Origin of the sequence: Pseudomonas sp. BW7P1 (assembly GCF_024981055.1) — a bacterium.
Taxonomy (GTDB): Bacteria; Pseudomonadota; Gammaproteobacteria; order Pseudomonadales; family Pseudomonadaceae; genus Aquipseudomonas; species Aquipseudomonas bananamidigenes.
Map to the genome: position 1 here is coordinate 3,428,139 of NZ_CP103374.1, position 18,824 is coordinate 3,446,962.

Sequence of the window (18,824 nt, forward strand, 5' to 3'; positions counted from 1 at the left end):
CGCCCTGACGCAAATACGATAAAACCTTCCTTCACCCGCTTCCCTCCATTGAATGACACCTACAAAAACCTGCGTGGAGAAACATCAATGGACGGATTCAACCTGCGTCACCTTGCCCTCGCCATCGCCTTGAGCACCAGCGTGAGCGGTGCTTTCGCCGCCACCTCCAACAGCTTTGTCGATAACGCGGCGGCCGGCGGCATCGCCGAGATCGAAACCAGTCGTCTGGCGCTGGAAAAGAGCCAGTCGGCGGACATCAAGGATTTCGCCAACATGATGATCACCGACCACAGCAAGGCCAACGATGAACTGGCGGCCATTGCCCAGGCCCACGACATCAAGGTCCCGGATTCCACCACCCTGGTGAAACAGGCCAAGGAGAAAATCCTCGACATGCGCGATGAATCCTTCGATGCGGCCTACGCCAACAATCAGGTCAAGGCTCATGAGGAAACCATCGAGCTGTTCAAGAAAGAAGCCAATACCGTGACCGACGACAAGGTCAAAGGCGCCAGCGAATTGAAAGGTTTCGCCCAGAAGATGCTCCCGGCTCTGGAAAAACACCTCGCTGCAGCCAAGGAGCTGCAGGCCAAACACCCAAGCAAATAAGCGCCAGACACACGAAAAGGCCGTATCCGATGGATACGGCCTTTTCGTTTGCGCCCCCTTGCCAGCCCGCCAGCCGTGAAAAGTCCGCCCCCGTCCTCTACGCCGACTAGAGTTACTCGAGCGTTGCTTGCGGCAAATCAAAAAAATCCCTTCCGCAACGAACAACTATTTCAAACGGCAAATGTCATTGATTTCGCGCCGGGCATTTCTTTTGCACCGGCCCCCATTCGCGAAGGAGCAAGACCCCCATGGCAGCACTGCAGAACAGCACATTCGATGCAATGAAGAACAAACAGGCACAGCTGCTGGGTGAATGGATACAAAACATGGAGGACAGTGGCGCCACCCGCCACCTCAAGGAACAGGAAGTGCTGCAACAGACCACCGAGTTCCTGCAGCTGGTGGTCGATGGCATCGCCAGAAACAACGGCACCGACATCTACGCCCCCGATTGGGAAACCACCCGTCACTTCCTCGAACGGCTGTCCCACAGTCGCGCCCTGCTCGGCCAGGATTCGCAACAGACCGCCAGTTTCATCTTCGCGCTGAAGGGCCCGCTGTTTGGCCTGTTGCAAAGCCATTACCGGGAACAACCGGCATTGCTCGCCGAACAGCTTTGGGAAATCTCCGAACTCCTCGACGCCTTCGGCCTGCACACCGTGCGCACCTTCCAGAAATCCCGTGAAGCGGTGATCAAGCGCCAGCAGGAAGAACTGCTGGAATTGTCGACACCGGTGGTCAAACTCTGGGAAGGCGTCCTCGCCCTGCCCATGATCGGCACTCTGGATTCGCAACGCACTCAGGTTGTCATGGAGTCGTTGTTGCAACGCATCGTCGAGACCGGTTCGGAAATCGCCATCATCGACATCACCGGTGTACCGACCGTCGACACCCTGGTGGCCCAACACCTGCTCAAGACCGTGACCGCGATTCGCCTGATGGGCGCCGATTGCATCATCAGCGGCGTGCGTCCGCAGATCGCCCAGACCATCGTCCACCTCGGCCTCGACCTGCAAGGTGTGGTGACCAAGGCCAATCTGGCCGACGCGCTCAAAGTGGCCCTGACCCGCCTGGGTGTCAGCCTGAACAAGACGGTTTGAGTATGGAACGTATCCCGATTCTCCAGATGGGCGACTTTCTGCTCGTGACCATCCAGGTCGACATGCATGACCAGCTCGCCCTGACCCTGCAGGACGACCTGTCCGAGCGCATCAGCAAGACTTCTGCGCGCGGCGTGTTGATCGATATCTCGGCGCTGGACATGGTCGACTCGTTCATCGGTCGAATGATCGGCACCCTCTCCGGCCTGTCGAAAATCATGGACGCCGAAACCATGCTGGTGGGCATGCAACCGGCCGTGGCGATCACGCTGGTTGAGCTGGGCCTGAACCTGCCGGGTGTCAGCACGGCGTTGAATGTCGAGCGCGGCATGAAACTGCTGCAGGAACGAGTACGCCAGCAATGACCGTGCGCAGCAGTGGTACGCAATCGATTCACATCGAACAGGACGTGGTGCTGGCCCGGCAGACGGCGCGCAAACTGGCCACCGAATGCGGCATGCGCCTGATCGACCTGACCAAACTGGTGACCGCCGTCAGTGAGCTGGCACGCAACACCATGGTGTACGGTGGGGGTGGCGACATGGACTGGCAGATCCTCGATGACGACCACAAGGTCGGCCTGCGCCTGACCTTCCGCGACGAGGGACCGGGCATTGCCGACATCAAACTGGCGATGACCGACGGCTGGACCTCCGGCAACGGCCTGGGCCTGGGGCTGACCGGGGCCAAGAGGCTGGTGGACGAATTCGAACTGGACACCGCCCCCGGCAAGGGCACTCGCGTCACGATCACGCGATGGACATGAGTATCAGCGGGTCATTGACCCAGGTGTTGTTGATCGAAGAGAACAGTCAGATCGGTCACGCCCGGCGCATCGCGCAGAAACTTGCCGAACGGCACGGCTTCGACGAGCGTGACGCCGGACGTGTGGCGCTGGTGGCGACGGAACTCGCCAGCAATGTGCTCAAGCATGCCGGGCGCGGTGAACTGCACCTTCGCGTCTTGTTGCGTGGCACCGGTTTCGGTATCGAAATGCTGGCGGTCGACAGGGCCAACGGTTTCGACCTGGACAATTGTCTGACCGACGGGTTTTCCACCGGAGGCACCCAGGGCATCGGCCTCGGCGCAATATCCCGACAGACTGAAGTCTTCGACGTCTACTCCGACACACGGGGCGCCGTATTGCTGGCACGTCTCTATTCGCGCAATGACAGTCAACCCGACATGCGCTTCGGAGTCAGCCAGCACTCACTGCACAACGACCCGGCCTGCGGGGATGTCTGGCACCTGGCGTTCAACGGGGCAGACATCAGCGCCCTGATCATCGACGGTCTCGGCCATGGCGAAGACGCGGAGCGCGCCGCACGGGCCGGAGAGAAAGCCTTCGCCCTCACCCCGTTCGCTTCCCCGGCGTCGCTGATGGAAGACCTGCACCGTGAAATGATCGGCACCCGTGGCGGTGCTGTCGCGTTCGCGCAGTTTCAGGGCGAACGCGACAGCCTGACCTTCGCCGGTGTCGGCAACATCGGCGCCAGCCTGGTCTGCGCTGAAAAGGCCCGCGGGCTGGCCTCGCACCCGGGCATCGTCGGCGGCCAGTACCGGAAAGCCCAACCCTTTGACTATGCTCACGTGAACGGACATCTATTGATCATGTACAGCGACGGCTTGCAGTCCCGTTGGAACCTTCAAGACTATCCCGGCCTGGTGCATCGCCACCCCGCCGTGATAGCCGCCGTCCTGCACCGCGACTTCAGTCGTGGACGCGACGATGTAACGGTGCTGGTCGTTGCGCTGGAGGCCACCCATGGCTGAGTCCTCGAGCTTGAGCCACGAAGAACAGGCTGCGCTGATCGTCCGCTTGCAGAACGAAACCGCTGCGCTGCGCGATGAACTCGACGAAACCAATCAGGGTGTGCTGGCGTTGTACGCCGAGCTCGATATCCAGGCCGAACAACTGCGTCAGGCCTCGGATCTGAAAAGCCGCTTCCTGTCGTACATGAGCCACGAATTTCGCACCCCGCTGGGCTCGATCCTGAGCATCAACAGCTTGCTGGCCGATGAACTCGACGGGCCGTTGAGTCCCGAACAACACAAGCAGGTCGCGTTCGTCAGCAGCGCCGCCCGGGAGCTCAGCGACATGGTCGACGACCTGCTGGATCTGGCCAAGATCGAGGCCGGGCGCATTTCCATTTCCCCGGCATGGTTCGACATGTTCGACCTGTTCGCGGCGTTGCGCGGGATGTTCCGGCCAATTGTCGACGCCTCGGCGGTGGACCTGATTTTTGAAGAGCCCGTGGGCCTGCCGCGTCTGTACACCGACGACAAGAAGCTCGCGCAGATCCTGCGCAATTTCATTTCCAACTCGCTGAAATTCACCACCCGAGGTGAAGTCCGGGTTTCGGCGCGTCTCGAAGGCCAGGACAAGGTGCGTTTCGCCGTCAGCGACACCGGCATCGGCATCGCTGCGGAGCTGCACGGCGCGTTGTTCGAAGACTTTTCCCAGGTCGATTCACCGCTGCAGAAACGCCTGCGGGGCACCGGTCTCGGGCTTTCCCTGTGCAAACGTTTCGCTACGCTGCTGGGCGGCGAAGTCGGTATGCAAAGCGCACCGGGAATCGGCTCGACCTTTTTCGTGATCATCCCGCTGGCGATCGCTCAGGAGAACGTCGATGAAACCTGACATGCGCCTGTTGATCGTCGACGACAACGTCGCCACCCGCTACGCCCTGCGCCGACGGCTGGAGCGCCATGGCTATCAGGTGCTCGAGGCCGGTACCGGCGGCGAAGGTCTGGCGCTGATCGCCAGCGAAGCGCTGGATGCACTGATTCTCGACGTCAACCTGCCGGACATGAGCGGCTTCGACATCGTCCGGAAGCTACGCGCCGACCTGCGCACCGCCCTGCTGCCGGTGATCCACGTCTCGGCGGCATCGATCCAGACCGGTGACATCATTACCGGTCTGGATGCCGGGGCCGATGCCTACCTGGTTCACCCGGTGGACCCGGATGTACTGCTGGCCACCCTGCGCACGCTGTTGCGGGTGCGCGACACGGAAAACGCCCTGCGCGAAAGCGAGGCGCGGTTCCGGGAGATTTTCGTCAACGTCTCGGCGCCGATTGCGGTGCTCGACGCGACGCTGACCGTTCACGAATGCAATCACGCCTTCGCCCGGCTGATCCAGGACAACCGTGACGCGCAGCCGCTCGATGATTGTTTTGTCGAGGATCAAGGCACGATCCTTGACGAGCTGCGCCTGCGGGTGGTGGATGGCGAGCGCTGGAAAGGCACGCTGAACATGCGTGTGCAAGGCGAGATCCGCGAAACCGAATGGCAGATTTCTCCCTATCGCACGGCGGGACTGAGCCTGGTGTTCGTCGAGGACGTCACCGAACACCGTCACCGCGAACGCTCGCACCTGGCGCGTCTGGACGACACCACCACGCAACTGGCCAAGGAAGTCGCCGACCGGGTACGGGCCGAAACGCAACTGCTGCAAGTGCAGAAAATGGACGCACTGGGCAAACTCACCGGCGGCATCGCCCATGACTTCAACAACCTGCTGACGGGAATCATCACCAGCCTGGAACTGATCCACAAACGTGTCGTCGATACCCGCCTCGACAAGGTGCAGTTCTACGCCGACGCAGCGCTGAGCTCGGCGATGAGCGCCGCGTCACTGACTCATCGTCTGCTGGCCTTTGCCCGGCAACAGCCCCTCGACACCCGCCCGGTGGACATCAACGATCACGTGCGCTCACTCGAAGAGCTGCTGGTGCGCACCATCGGCGAACGCATCGCCCTCAAGCTCGAACTGACCAGCAAGCCGGCCATCGCCCTGGTCGATCCGATTCAACTGGAAAGCGCGGTGCTCAACCTGGTGATCAACGCTCGGGATGCACTGCCGCACGGGGGCAATATCTGGGTCAGCACCTATGCAACCTACTCCCACGGTGACCCGAACCTGACCGATGGCTCCTATGTGGCATTGTCGGTACGTGATGACGGCACCGGTATCGAGCACAGCGTTATCGACAAGGTGTTCGACCCGTTCTTCACCACCAAACCGCTGGGTCAGGGCACGGGGCTGGGGTTGTCGACGATTTACGGTTTCGCTCGCCAGTCCGGCGGTGATGCACACATCCGCAGCGTCGCCCGGCGCGGCACCGAAGTGACGATTCTGTTGCCGGCCACCAGCGATCCCACCGCCGTTGAAGGGGTGCCGCCGGCAGTCGATCCGCAAGGTTCCGGCGAGCATGTGCTGATCGTCGAGGACATGCCTTCGGTGCGCCTGTTCGTCACCGAAGTACTGGAAGACGCCGGCTATCGCTGCACCCAGGCCGGCGATATCGAAACCGCACGGGAGCACTTGCAGAACGACCCTTCGATCAACCTGCTGCTGACCGACGTCGGCCTGCCGCGCATGAACGGCCGTGAACTGGCAGACGCTGCCCGGGGCTGGCGCGAAGGGCTGCCGATCCTGTTCATGACCGGCTACGCGGAAACCGCAATCAACCGCCAGGTGTTTCTCGGGGCCGGAATGGAGATGCTGGTCAAACCGTTCCAGATCAGCGAGTTGCTGGACAAGGTGCGCCGCACCCTCGACGGTGCCTGAAACACCGCCATCGCGGGCAAGCCCGCTCCCACGCTTTTTGGTGCCGTACACACATTCGTGAACACATCAGACTCTGTGGGAGCGGGTTTGCCCGCGATGAGGCCAGCCAAGGCGCCGCACTCAGCAGCTCAAAGCCCGGGCAAGAAACGGCGCAGTCCGGCTTCTCTTGCTCGCCGCCACTTTTTGCGGGGTGCCGGCCACAACAATTTTGCCGCCCTGTTCCCCTGCTCCGGGGCCAATGTCGATCACCCAGTCGCTCTGCGCCACCACGCGCATTTCGTGCTCGACCACGATCACCGTGTGCCCGGCGCTCACCAGATTGTCCAGTTGTTCCAGCAAGCGGTCGACGTCACGCGGATGCAGCCCGGTCGTGGGCTCGTCCAGCACGTACAACGTCGCACCACGGGCATTGCGCTGCAGCTCGGTCGCCAGCTTGATCCGCTGCGCCTCGCCTCCGGACAGCTCGGTCGCCGGTTGCCCGAGACGCAGATAACCGAGGCCAATATCCCGCAGCACTTCCAGTGAACGGCGGATCGCAGGCTGCCCGGCAAATACGGTCACCGCCTCGTCCACGGTCAATTGCAGCACCTGAGTGATGCTCAACCCCTGCCACTCGATCGCCAGCGTCTCGGCGTTGTAACGTGCGCCATGGCAGGTCGGGCATGGCGCATAGACGCTGGGCATGAACAGCAATTCGACACTGACAAACCCCTCGCCCTCGCAAGTCGGACAACGGCCCTTGGCGACGTTGAAGGAAAACTGCCCGGCATCGTAACCCGCCGCTTTCGCCTCAACGGTCGCGGCGAACAGCTTGCGTACGTTGTCGAACAGCCCGGTGTAGGTCGCCAGATTAGAGCGGGGCGTGCGGCCGATGGGCTTCTGATCGACCTGCACCAGCCGCTTGATCGATTCCAGCCCGGCGCTGATATGACCGGTGCTGGCGGGTGGGGAGTCGTCTTCCAGGTTGAGTTCTTCCGGCTCGGCGTCACTGCTGCTGCGACCGAGCTGCGCGCCGACCAGTTCCAGCAGCGCCTGACTGACCAGGCTCGACTTGCCCGAGCCCGACACCCCGGTCACAGAGGTAAAGCAGCCCAGCGGAAACTCGACGCTGAGGTTATTCAGGTTATTGCGCGTGACACCTTCCAGTCTCAACCAGCCTGAAGGTTCACGGGCAGCTCGCGCCGACTGCTGATGTTCAGCGAACAGATAGGCACGGGTCTGCGACCGCTCGACTGCGGCCAGTCCGGCGGGCGGACCGCTGTAGAGAATCTGCCCGCCCTTTTCCCCTGCCGCCGGACCGACGTCAATCAGCCAGTCAGCGCGGCGCATGGTTTCCAGGTCGTGCTCGACCACAAACACACTGTTGCCGTCAGCCTTGAGCCGCTGCAAGGCTTCGAACAATGCTTCGCCGTCGGCGGGATGCAAACCGGCGGAGGGTTCATCGAGCACGTAGATCACACCAAACAGCTGCGAGCCCAGTTGCGTCGCCAGGCGCAGGCGCTGCAACTCCCCGGACGACAGGGTCGGCGTGCTGCGCTCCAGGGCCAGATAACCGAGGCCCAGATCGGTCAGGGTGCCGACCCGCTCCAGCAGATCCTGGGCAATGCGCTGGGCTGCCAGGCGCTTCTCCAGCGACAGGTTCGGCGTATGACGCACGTCCGGCGCGTTGGCGTGACCGCTGGCGCCATGGGCCACGCGCTGCGCCCGGGCTTCGCGGGTCTGGCTGTGGGTCAGGGTTTCGCCGGGCTCATCGGCGTGTTCCAGCCAACTCGCGTCCGCCACCGGCTTCAAGACTTCGGCGACTTGCAGCAGCGGCATCCGCGACAGCTCGCCGATGTCATGGCCGGCAAACGTCACCGACAGCGCCTCGCGCTTGAGGCGTTTGCCATCGCACAACGGACACAGGCTGCCGAGCATGAACCGGGAAACGCGCTTCTTCATCAGCGCACTTTGCGAATGCGTAAAGGTGTGCAGGATGTAGCGTCGGGCACCGGTGAAGGTGCCTTGATAACTCGGTTCCATCTTGCGCTCGAGGGCGACGCGGGTTTCTTCCGGCGTCAGCCCGGCATAGACCGGAACGGTCGGGGTTTCTTCAGTGAACAGGATCCAGTCGCGCTGTTTTTTCGGCAGTTTGCGCCAGGGGATGTCGACATCGATGCCCATGGTCACGAGGATGTCGCGCAGGTTCTGCCCCTGCCAGGCCAACGGCCAGGACGCCACGGCGCGCTGGCGGATGGTCAGCTCCGGATCGGGCACCATCAAGGCTTCGGTCACTTCATAGACCCGGCCCAGTCCATGGCACTCCGGGCATGCCCCTTGTGGGGTATTCGGTGAAAAGTCCTCGGCGTACAGCATCGGCTGGCCCGCCGGGTAACTGCCGGCACGGGAGTACAGCATGCGGATCAGGCTCGACAGCGTGGTCACGCTGCCCACCGACGAACGTGTGCTGGGCGTGCCGCGCTGCTGTTGCAGCGCCACCGCCGGCGGCAAGCCGTCGATGGCGTCGACGTCCGGTACGCCGACCTGATCGATGAGCCGTCTGGCATACGGCGCCACCGATTCGAAATAGCGGCGCTGCGCTTCGGCATACAACGTGGAAAACGCCAGTGACGACTTGCCCGAGCCGGACACCCCGGTGAACACCACCAGCGCATCCCGGGGAATATCGACATCAACGTTCTGCAGATTGTGTTCGCGGGCGCCGCGCACCCGGACCATGCCGGCGGCGGAATTTGAGCTGCGCTTGGAAGTCATCGGCCAACCCTGGTCTGAAGAGAAATTGCTCAGGCGCTCAGCACTGCACGGATCATCTGCAACAACGCCTCGGGGCCGTAGGGCTTGCCGAGCAAATGGGTGTCGGGGCTGAGCTGGTGATTGCGCGAGATGATGTCGCGGGTGTGGCCGGAAGTGAACAGCACCGCCACCGGCGGTGTCTGGACCTTGGCCCATGCAGCCAGGTCGGCACTCTTGATCAGCCCCGGCATGACCACATCGGTGAAAATCAGATCCACCCGGGCGCCGTCCAGCAGCATTTGCATGGCCGCGTCGCCATTACCGGCGACCAGGATCCGATAGCCTTCTTCGCGCAACAATTCGACCGCCGAAGTGCGCACCGCTTCGTTATCTTCCACCACCAGAATGGTTTCGTGGCCGCCCGCCTGTTGCCGGCGCACGCCAGGCGTTTCATCGAGCAATGGCCGCCGACTGCGCGGAAAATACAGCTGCACCCGCGTGCCCTCGCCGACCCGGCTGTCGATCTCGACATGCCCGCCGCTTTGTTTGACGAACCCGAACACCATGCTCAACCCGAGGCCCGTGCCCTGGCCGTCGGCCTTGGTGGTGAAGAACGGTTCGAACACCTGCTCCAGCATATGCGGAGCAATCCCCACGCCAGTGTCACTGACCGAGACCCGCACGAAATCCCCCGGCGCGATGCCCTTGCCGGCGCAGAACGCACGATCCAGCGACGTGTTGGCGGCGCCGAGCACGATGGTGCCCTCGCCTTTCATGGCGTCCCGGGCGTTGATCGCCAGATTGAGAATGGCGTTCTCCAGCTGGTTGCGGTCGACGTTGATGTGCCAGGGCGTTTGCGGCAATTGCACGTCGATCCGGATGGTTTCCCCCAGTGCACGTTGCAGTAACTCGCCCACGCCTTCGAAAATCTGCCGTGGATTGCACACCGCCGGCGACAGCGGCTGACGTCGGGCAAACGCCAGCAATTGCGAGGACAGCTTGGCCCCGCGCTCCACCGCTGCCAGCGAGGCGCTGACCCGGCGTTGCACATTGGCATTGTCCGGTTCGTGTCGCGCCAGCAAATGCAGGTTGCCGGCGATCACTTGCAGCAGGTTGTTGAAGTCGTGAGCCACGCCACCGGTGAGGCCGCCGATGGCTTCGAGTTTCTGCGACTGACGCAATTGCTCTTCGGCATTGAGGCGCGCTTCCACCTCATCAGCGACCCGCTGTTCAAGATTGCGGGTGAATTTGAGCAAGGATTCTTCAGCGGTCTTGCGCTCATGGATGTCGATCAGCACCCCGGGGAAACGGAACGGCTTGCCCTGTTCATCGAACTCGCAACAGCCGCTGGCCAGCACCCACAAATGGCTGCCATCGGCGCGCAACACACGGTATTCGGCGTTGTAAGGTTCGCCGGTGCGTATCGAGTTTTCGACGCACTCCTGCACCCAGGCGCGGTCGTCGGGGTGAATGTGCGCTTCGGCAATGTGCTGCGGCAGGTTGGTCAGGTCCTGATCCGGCGGGAAGGAAAAGGTGCGGGCGAATCGCTCGTCCGCCGACAGCACGTTGTTTCTCACGTCCCAGACAAACGAGCCAATCAGTGCCCCGGCGTTAAGGGCCAATCGAACCCGTTCGTTGTCGGCACGATAGGCATCTTCGGCGGCCTGGCGCAGACGTTCGGACAGTATCAATTCGGTGGTTTCCACCACCATTGCCATCACGCCTGAAGGCACTCCCGCATCGTCGGCGACCGGACTGTAATACAGATCCATCCAGACATCTTCCGGCACGCCGGCGCGTAGCAGGACCAGTTCCTTGTTGCGATAGGACAACGTGCCACCGGCCAGACAGGTGTCGACCACATGCCGGTTGAAATCGGCGACTTCCGGCCAGCCCAGTTCCACCGGCACACCGAGCAGGTACGGGTGACGGCCGCCGGCGAACCGCGAGTAGGCGTCGTTGTAGATCATGTAGCCGGCCTGGCCCCAGAGCATGACCATCGGCAACGGCGAGGCCAGCATCAGTTGCACCGTGCTGCACAGGCTGGCCGGCCAGGTTTCAAGCGGGCCCAGGTCGGTCTGGCTCCAGTCAAAGGCGCGGATGCGTCCGGCCATCTCGCCCTGCCAGCCGTCACACCCGTGGCTATCGGATAAAAACTGCATCGACTGCTTGAACGCCTTGTGGTTGGTTCGCTCGATCGCTACGTCCGTTGACGTGGCGCCCGTAAGCTTCGAGCGCTTCGGACAGCGATGGTTTCATAGAGGTATAGCCGATTTCACCGGGACCGACGGTCAGACCTCGATCAGGTGCTTGAGCGGATGGTAGCCAGTCTTGAGCTTGGCGGCCACATCGAGAATCGCCTTCTGAATGCCGTCCAGGTGCATGCAGGTCAACTCGATCGCCGCGTTCTGATTGCCGGCCTCGATGTACTCGATCAACCGCAGATGCTCGTCGTCGCGACAGGCTTCGTGGCTGTCGTCATCCAGCGCGGCGGCGTACAGCGAGGCGCGGGAGATCAGCTTCTGGAACCAGTCGAGCAGCACCGGGTTGTTGAGGCTGCGAGCCAGTTTGATATGGAACTCACCCAGCAGGTGAATCAGCCGCTCGTGGTCACCGGCTGCGTGGGCTTCATCTTCCAGCAACAAATGCTCGCGCAGGTCCTGCATCGCGGCGGAGTCCTTGCGTCGGCACAGTTCGGTGACGATGCCGATCTCGATCAGGCGCCGGGTTTCGAACAGAGAACGGATCTCTTCATCGCTGGGCAGCGACACCGATGCACCTTTATTGGGCTCGGTGGTGACCAGCCCGTCGGCCTCCAGTTGCTTGAGTGCGGCGCGAACCGACGTGCGGCTGACATTGAACAACTCCGCCAGCGACGCCTCCCCCAGTTTCATTCCCGGACGCAGCGAACGCTTGCTGATCGCCTCGTAAACCCCCTGGTAGACGCGGTCGACCGTGGTTTCCGTTTTTTTCTCGGTCATTTGAAAGCTCCTTCAATGCTGGCAACGCGGCCCGACGCACGACTCGGTCAGGGAAATGGGGGTTGCACAAGCAGATTAATCCGGGTATTTCTAAATTGCATTCATATATTGCATACAATAATTAGAGGATTGCACCATTATGGGTCAACCAATAGCAATTGAAGTGCGTAATGTCTCCAAACGGTATTCTGACGACCCTGGCCTGGCGCCAGCCCTCGACAACGTGTCGGTGAACATCGCCGACAATGAGTTCTTCACCCTGCTCGGCCCCTCGGGCTGCGGCAAAACCACCTTGCTGCGCACCATCGCCGGTTTCGAACACGTCAGCGACGGCGAGATCCGTCTGGCGGGCGAAACCGTGAACCACCTGCCGCCGTTCAAACGCCGGGTCAACACGGTGTTTCAGAGTTACGCGCTGTTTCCGCACATGAGTGTCGCGCAGAATATCGCCTTCGGCCTCGAGATGCAGGGTCTTGATCGCAAGTCGATTCCCGGACGGGTCGAGGAAATGCTCGCGCTGGTGCAGATGGAGCACCTGGCCGGGCGCAAACCGGCGGAACTCTCCGGCGGCCAGCAACAGCGCGTCGCTCTGGCCCGGGCCCTGGCGCCAAAGCCGAAAGTGCTGCTGCTCGACGAACCGCTGTCGGCGCTGGACCTGAAGCTGCGCAAGGAAATGCAGGTCGAACTCAAGCGTGTGCAGCAGGAAGCCGGGATCACCTTCATCTTCGTCACCCACGATCAGGAAGAAGCCCTGACCCTGTCCGACCGGATTGCAGTGATGTCCGCCGGCAAGATCCTGCAGATCGGCACGCCGAACGACATTTATGAACGTCCGCAGCACCGGTTCGTCGCCCAGTTCATCGGCGACATCAATTTTCTCCCCGGCCAGCTCAAGCGCGGCGACCACAACCAGAACCTCTTCGTGCCCAACGGCATGCCGGTGGAAATCCCCTGCCCGCCCCAAGGTGTCAATGGCAGCAGCGTGCAACTGGCATTCCGGCCCGAGCGCTCGCAACTGGTCACAGCAGATCAGCCCCATCACCTGCGCGGGGTGATCGAAGCGGTGCTCTATGTCGGTACTGCGACTCTGTACCAGTGCCGCTTGAACAACGACGTCAAAGTCATGCTGCGGGAAAACAATGAAGGTTTGAACGCCTGTCGCGCAGTCGGTGAGCCCGTGGCGGTGCATCTGCCACCCCAGGCCTGCCTGTTGATGGAGGCCTGAAATGAGCGTCAGCAGCACTTCTCCCTCTCTCAACCGTGCGCTGTTGCTCAGCCCGGTGGTGTTGACCCTGCTCGCCCTGATCGCCATTCCGCTGGGGATCATGGGCTACATCAGCCTGTTGCCGCGCAACACTTACGGCGGCGTCGACTGGCAGGCCCAATGGCAACTGCAAAGCTACGTGCAGCTGTTTTTCCAGGAAGGGTTCGACGGCGAACTGGAGCTGAACTGGGTCTATGCCCAGGCCTTGCTGCGCTCGGTGTTCCAGGCCGGCGGCACCACAGTGCTGTGCTTCCTGTTCGGGTTTCCGGTGGCGTTGTGGATGTCGAGCCTGACCCCGCGCCGGCGCAACCTGATGGTGTTGCTCATCACCATTCCGTTCTGGACCAACCTGCTGATCCGCAACTACGCGTGGCTGATCATCCTGCGCGAACAGGGCTGGGTCGCCCAGAGTCTCAACGCGCTGCTTCCGGGTGCCGGCGGCATCACCCTGCTTTACAACGACTTCGCGGTCAGCGTCGGTCTGGTCTACAGCTTCCTGCCGTTCATGATCCTGCCGATCTACTCGACCCTGGAAAAACTCGACTGGCGCCTGGTGGAAGCCGCCTATGACCTGGGCTCGAACCGCTGGCAGGCGCTGCGGCGGATCATTCTGCCGTTGTCGATGCCCGGCGTGATTGCCGGTGCGTTGCTGGTGTTCGTGCCGAGCCTCGGCGCTTTCATCACCCCGGCGATCCTCGGGGGCGGCAAGACGTTGATGATCGGCAACCTGATCCAGCAGCAGTTCGGCACCGCACGCAACTGGCCGCTGGGCAGTTCGCTGTCGTTCCTGTTGCTCGGGATCCTGCTGTTGTCGCTGGTGCTCTACGCCCTCTACAGCCGCAGCGCGGCGAAAACCCTGAATCGGGGAGCGAAAGCATGATTTCTCTGCACCTGAAAAAACTCCCGGCGACCCGGGAAATCAGCCTGCTGGTCCTCGCCTATCTGTACGTGCCGATCCTGGTGTTGATCGTCTACAGCTTCAACGCCAACCGCTCGGCGACGGTGTGGACCGAGTTCTCGTTCGCCTGGTACGGGCGGATTCTGGCCAACCCGTCGATCCAGACCGCCGCACTGAACTCGATCATCGTCGCGACCATCGCCACGGTCTGCGCCACGGCGATAGCGCTGCTGGCGGCACTGGCGACGTACCGGCCGTTCTACGGACAGAAAATGGTCGAGGGCGGGATCAACCTGCCGCTGATCCTGCCGGAGATCGTCACCGCCGTGGCCACCCTGCTGCTGTTCATGGCGCTGGGGATCAAGCTCGGTCTGGTCACGGTGATCGTCGCGCACATCGGCTTCTGCATTCCGTTCGCCTATTTGCCGATCCGCGCACGGCTCAACGATCTGGACAAGAGCCTGCTGGAAGCCGCCAACGACCTTTACGCCAACCCGTGGCAAGTCTTTCGCCGCGTCACCTTGCCGCTGTTGTGGCCGGCGGTGCTGTCCGGTTCGGTGCTGGCGTTCGTGGTCAGCCTCGACGATTTCATCATGACCTTCTTTGTCGCCGGTCCCGGCTCAACCACGTTGCCGGTGTACATCTTCTCGGCGATCAAGGCCGGCGTGACGCCGGAGATCAACGCGATCTCGACGCTGATGCTGATGATTTCCATCGTTCTCGTGGTGCTGGCCTTCTGGCTCGGCCAACGCGGCAAACAACAATAAACCTGGAGCGCGCTCATGAAAGTCAAACACATGCGTCTGGCAGTATCCGGTCTGGCCCTGAGTTGTTTCACCGCGTTCGGCGCCCACGCCGCCGAGCCCAAGGAACTGTTTTTCTACAACTGGACCGATTACTACCCGGTGGACCTGCTGGCCAAATTCGAAAAGGAGACCGGGATCAAGGTCACCATGGACGGCTACGACAGCAACGAAACTCTGCTCGCCAAGTTGCAGGCCGGTGGTGCGGCCTACGATGTGATCGTGCCGTCGCAGTCAATCATGCAGACGCTGATCAAGCAGGACCTGCTGCTGGAAATCGACACTCCGACCCTGAGCAACTTCCAGTACGTCAAAGGTCCGTTCCGCGACCCGGGCTTCGATCCGGGCCGCAAATATTCGGCGCCGTATCTGTGGGGCACCACCGGGTTTTCCTATGACAGTGCCCGGGTGCCTGGCGGCAAACTCGACGACTCGTGGAAAGAGTTCTTCGAACCGCGCAAGGAACTGCAGGGCCAGCTCGCCGCCCTCGACACCTCCAGCAGCGTGATCAACGCCGCCAGCCATTACCTGAACGTCGACGAATGCACGGAAAACCCGCAGGACGCCAAGCGCATCCTCGAACTGCTGCAAAAACAAAAACCGTTTTTGAAGATGTACAGCTCCGACAACACCGTCGATCGCATGGCCTCGGGTGAAGTGATCATGATGCAGAACTGGAACGGCTCGACGGCCCGCGCCACGTTGCAGAAGAGCACCATCAAGTACGTGTACCCGCGTGAAGGCCTGGCGATGTTCCAGGACAACTTCGCCGTACCGAAAAGCGCGCCGCATCCGGGCAACGCGAAGATCTTCATCGACTGGATGATGAAACCCGAAAACGCCGCCGCCGTGTCCAACGCGATCGCCTACGCCAACGGCATTCAGAGCGATCAGTTGCTGGATGCGAAATGGAAAGTCATGGATGCCATCAACATGCCCGAGGAATACGCCTCGCGTCTGCGCCCGGAAAAGGAATGCAGCAACAAGGCGCGGGAGCTGCAGGACCGGATCTGGTCGAAGCTCAAGGGTTGATCGCCTGACTCAGGACCCGGTTGCGGCCATCGCGAGCAAGCTCGCTCCCACAAGGATCGGTGGCGCTCACAAGTTCAATGTGGGAGCTGGCTTGCCAGCGATGAGGCCCGCCCAGACAACATAGAAACAGAGGTATGAAATGTCCCACCCCCGCTGGCTCAGAAACATCCGCCCCTACGGCGCCCCCGCCGAAGACTTGCTGATCGAAAACGGCCGGTTCAGCCAACGCCGCCCGGCCTCCAATGCGCCGTTGGCCGCCACTGACATCGACGGCCAGAACCAGCTGCTCACCGCCCCGCTGGTGGAAAGCCACGTCCACCTCGACAAAACCCTGTACGGCCAACCCTGGCGCCCGAACAGCGCCGGCCCGACGCTCAAGGACTACATCAGCAACGAACGCCACGTCCTGCGTGAAGTGAAAGCGCCGATTGCCGAACGCGCCGGCGCGCTGCTGGAAAACTGCATCGCCCGGGGTTCGCTGACGATGCGCTGCCACGTCGACATCGACCCGGAGTTCGGCCTGCGTCACGTCGAAGCCATGCAGCAACTGCGCGAGCGCTATCACGACCTGATCGACTTGCAACTGGTGGTGTTCCCGCAAACCGGCCTGATCAGTCGCCCCGGCACCGCCGAACTGATGCGCGAAGCCATGGCCCTGGGCGTGGAAAACGTCGGCGGGCTCGACCCTTGCGGCATCGACAACGACCCGATTGCGCAACTGGATTTCGTATTCAAACTGGCCGGCGAGTTTCAGCGCGGTGTCGACATTCACCTGCACGACAAAGGCGAACTGGGCCTGTGGCAGATTGCGCGGATCGCCGATTACACCGAGCGTTTCAACCTGCAAAACCGGGTGATGATCAGCCACGCCTATTGCCTCGGCATGCTGCCGTGGAGTCAGGTCAAGCCGGTCGCCGAACGCCTCGCGACGCAGGGTATTTCGCTGATGAGTTCGGCACCGGCCGACTGTGCGGTACCACCGTTTCTGGCGTTGCGTGAGACCGGCGTCAACGTCTGCCTTGGCTCCGACGGCATCCGCGATGCATGGTCGCCAATGGGCAACGGCGACATGCTGGAGCGGGCGATGCTGCTGGCGTTCCGTTTCGATCTGGGCAAGGACGATGAATTGGCGGCGGCGTTCGAAGCGGCAACAGTCAATGGTGCTCGCGCGTTGGGGATCGAGGGCTACGGCTTCGACATCGGACGGCCTGCGGACTTTTTGCTGATGCCCGTCGAGACCCTTGGCGAAGCGGTGGTCGCCCGACCTGTGCGTCAGGTCTATCGTGGCGGTGAACTGATCGCCAGCGGCGGTCGTCTGCTGGGCAGTCGGCTGTGAAACGGATCGGCCTGCGGGCGAGTTGCGTGGTCGGTTTCGACGGCACGCACCATGTGCTGTGGCGCGACGGCGAAGTGGTATTTGCCGGATCGCGAATCGAGTTTGTCGGGCGCGGTTATCCAGGGCCGGTGGATCAGTGGATCGACTACGGCAACGCGCTGATCGGCCCCGGTTTCATCGACCTCGATGCCCTCGGCGATCTTGATTCCACGGTGCTGACTCTGGACAACGGTGACGAACGCGCCATGGGCCGCATGTGGTCGGCGGAGTATCTGGCGGCCGGCCCTCGTGAATCGTTCAGCCCGGAAGAAGAAGTCTTCAAATACCGCTACGCCTTCACCCAGTTGCTCCGCAACGGCATCACCACGGCGATGCCGATCACCTCGATGTACTACCGCGAATGGGCGGAGACCTGCGACGAGTTCGCCGCCGTCGCCGACGTGGCGGGCGAACTGGGACTGCGCACATACCTCGGCCCCTGCTATATGAGCGGCATGAGTTACTGGCGCGCCGACGGCACCCTCGCCCACCACTGGGATGAGGCGCGGGGTCTGGCCGGCCTCGACGCAGCCGAACGATTCTTCAAGGATTTCGATGGCGCCCATGGTGGTCTGATTCGCGGTGCGCTGCTGCCGGATCGCATCCAGACCTGCACCCCGGCGCTGCTGCAACGGACGTCCGCATTGAGCCGTGAACTGAACGCACCGATGCGTCTGCATTGCTGTCAGGCGCTTGGCGAAGTGGCGATGGTCGAGCAGCTACGCGGCACCTCACCGCTGGGCTGGTTGCAGCAACTTGATTTGCTCACCCCGCGCAGTCTGCTGCCCCACGGCCTCTACACCTCGGGCGATGACGATCTGCAACGGGTCATCGACGGCGGCGCGAGTCTGGTGCACTGCCCGTTGGTATTTGCCCGTGACGGCGAGGCGCTGAATTCGTTCGGTCGCTATCGCGCCAAAGGCATAAATTTCGCCCTCGGCACCGACACCTGGCCGGCGGACTTGCTGGAGAACATGCGCCACGGGTTGAACATCGCCCGGTTGATGGAGGGCGGGCCATCGTTGACCAGCAGCCTCGACCTGTACAACGCCGCGACTCTCGGCGGTGCCAGGGCTCTGGGCCGTGACGACCTCGGACGTCTCGCCCCCGGCGCCAAAGCCGATATCACCGTGTTCAATCTGCGCGGCCTGCACCTGGGCCCGCTGTTCGATCCGTTAAAAAACCTGATGCTGGCCGGACGCGGCGATGACTGCATCGCCAGTTACATCGACGGTCGCTGCGTGATGCACGACGGCCAGGTCAATGGCGTCGACTACCCGGCCCTGCAACGCCAGGCCCAGCGCCAATACGAAAAACTGATGCGCAGCCACAGCGACCGGGCATTTGGTCGACCGGACTGGAAAACCCTGTTCCAGCCGGCCATTCCCTTTGCCGATGACTACAGCGCCGAAACGCCGTTGAGCGCCATTGATCCACTTTTTTAGAGAACACTGC

Annotated in this window: 16 protein-coding genes; 13 read left to right on the forward strand and 3 right to left on the reverse strand. The window is 62.2% G+C overall.

Annotated features, from left to right (window positions below):
• The first annotated feature begins 87 nt into the window (after window positions 1-87).
• From NWV16_RS15240 to NWV16_RS15270, 7 genes are all read left to right on the forward strand, one after another.
• On the forward strand, window positions 88-609 hold the full coding sequence (locus tag NWV16_RS15240; RefSeq protein ID WP_260519718.1) for a DUF4142 domain-containing protein: 522 nt from the start codon (window positions 88-90) through the stop codon (window positions 607-609).
• 248 nt (window positions 610-857) lie between these two features.
• Window positions 858-1,709 (forward strand): STAS domain-containing protein, encoded by an 852-nt coding sequence (locus NWV16_RS15245; protein WP_260519719.1) that lies wholly within the window; start codon window positions 858-860, stop codon window positions 1,707-1,709.
• A 2-nt stretch (window positions 1,710-1,711) separates the two neighbouring features.
• A complete protein-coding gene (locus NWV16_RS15250; protein WP_260519720.1) occupies window positions 1,712-2,074 on the forward strand; it encodes an STAS domain-containing protein in 363 nt (120 codons plus the stop codon).
• The gene (locus tag NWV16_RS15255) at window positions 2,071-2,475 is read left to right on the forward strand and encodes an anti-sigma regulatory factor (RefSeq protein ID WP_260519721.1); all 405 of its coding nucleotides are present in this window, start codon (window positions 2,071-2,073) and stop codon (window positions 2,473-2,475) included. The genes NWV16_RS15250 and NWV16_RS15255 overlap by 4 nt, the downstream gene beginning before the upstream one ends.
• Entirely contained in the window at window positions 2,472-3,482 is a 1,011-nt protein-coding gene (locus NWV16_RS15260; RefSeq protein ID WP_260519722.1) for an ATP-binding protein, read from the forward strand. The genes NWV16_RS15255 and NWV16_RS15260 overlap by 4 nt, the downstream gene beginning before the upstream one ends.
• The gene (locus tag NWV16_RS15265) at window positions 3,475-4,350 is read left to right on the forward strand and encodes a sensor histidine kinase KdpD (RefSeq protein WP_260519723.1); all 876 of its coding nucleotides are present in this window, start codon (window positions 3,475-3,477) and stop codon (window positions 4,348-4,350) included. Before NWV16_RS15260 ends, NWV16_RS15265 begins: the two co-directional genes overlap by 8 nt.
• Window positions 4,340-6,283 carry a response regulator gene (locus NWV16_RS15270; RefSeq protein ID WP_260519724.1) on the forward strand — a complete coding sequence of 648 codons (1,944 nt, stop codon included), beginning with the start codon at window positions 4,340-4,342 and terminating at the stop codon, window positions 6,281-6,283. The genes NWV16_RS15265 and NWV16_RS15270 overlap by 11 nt, the downstream gene beginning before the upstream one ends.
• Window positions 6,284-6,403: 120 nt before the next feature.
• Here NWV16_RS15270 and NWV16_RS15275 read toward each other — a convergent pair whose 3' ends face one another.
• The 3 genes from NWV16_RS15275 to NWV16_RS15285 form a co-directional block, all read right to left on the reverse strand.
• Entirely contained in the window at window positions 6,404-9,037 is a 2,634-nt protein-coding gene (locus tag NWV16_RS15275; protein ID WP_260519725.1) for an excinuclease ABC subunit UvrA, read from the reverse strand.
• A 29-nt stretch (window positions 9,038-9,066) separates the two neighbouring features.
• Window positions 9,067-11,178: a PAS domain-containing sensor histidine kinase gene (locus NWV16_RS15280; protein WP_260519726.1), complete on the reverse strand. Its 2,112-nt coding sequence runs from the start codon at window positions 11,176-11,178 to the stop codon at window positions 9,067-9,069.
• Between the two features lie 129 nt (window positions 11,179-11,307).
• Entirely contained in the window at window positions 11,308-11,997 is a 690-nt protein-coding gene (locus tag NWV16_RS15285; RefSeq protein ID WP_065257839.1) for a GntR family transcriptional regulator, read from the reverse strand.
• A 139-nt stretch (window positions 11,998-12,136) separates the two neighbouring features.
• Between NWV16_RS15285 and NWV16_RS15290 the strand changes: the two genes are divergently transcribed.
• The 6 genes from NWV16_RS15290 to NWV16_RS15315 all read left to right on the forward strand — a co-directional run bounded on the left by NWV16_RS15290 (window position 12,137) and on the right by NWV16_RS15315 (window position 18,814).
• On the forward strand, window positions 12,137-13,222 hold the full coding sequence (locus NWV16_RS15290) for an ABC transporter ATP-binding protein (RefSeq protein ID WP_260519727.1): 1,086 nt from the start codon (window positions 12,137-12,139) through the stop codon (window positions 13,220-13,222).
• A gap of 1 nt (window position 13,223) precedes the next feature.
• Window positions 13,224-14,141, forward strand: coding sequence for an ABC transporter permease (locus NWV16_RS15295; RefSeq protein WP_260519728.1), 918 nt, complete (start codon window positions 13,224-13,226; stop codon window positions 14,139-14,141).
• Window positions 14,138-14,926, forward strand: coding sequence for an ABC transporter permease (locus NWV16_RS15300; RefSeq protein WP_260519729.1), 789 nt, complete (start codon window positions 14,138-14,140; stop codon window positions 14,924-14,926). The genes NWV16_RS15295 and NWV16_RS15300 overlap by 4 nt, the downstream gene beginning before the upstream one ends.
• Window positions 14,927-14,941: 15 nt before the next feature.
• On the forward strand, window positions 14,942-15,994 hold the full coding sequence (locus NWV16_RS15305) for an extracellular solute-binding protein (RefSeq protein ID WP_260519730.1): 1,053 nt from the start codon (window positions 14,942-14,944) through the stop codon (window positions 15,992-15,994).
• Between the two features lie 139 nt (window positions 15,995-16,133).
• On the forward strand, window positions 16,134-17,330 hold the full coding sequence (locus NWV16_RS15310) for an amidohydrolase family protein (RefSeq protein WP_260519731.1): 1,197 nt from the start codon (window positions 16,134-16,136) through the stop codon (window positions 17,328-17,330).
• A complete protein-coding gene (locus NWV16_RS15315; RefSeq protein WP_260519732.1) occupies window positions 17,327-18,814 on the forward strand; it encodes an amidohydrolase family protein in 1,488 nt (495 codons plus the stop codon). The genes NWV16_RS15310 and NWV16_RS15315 overlap by 4 nt, the downstream gene beginning before the upstream one ends.
• The last annotated feature ends 10 nt before the right edge of the window (window positions 18,815-18,824 follow it).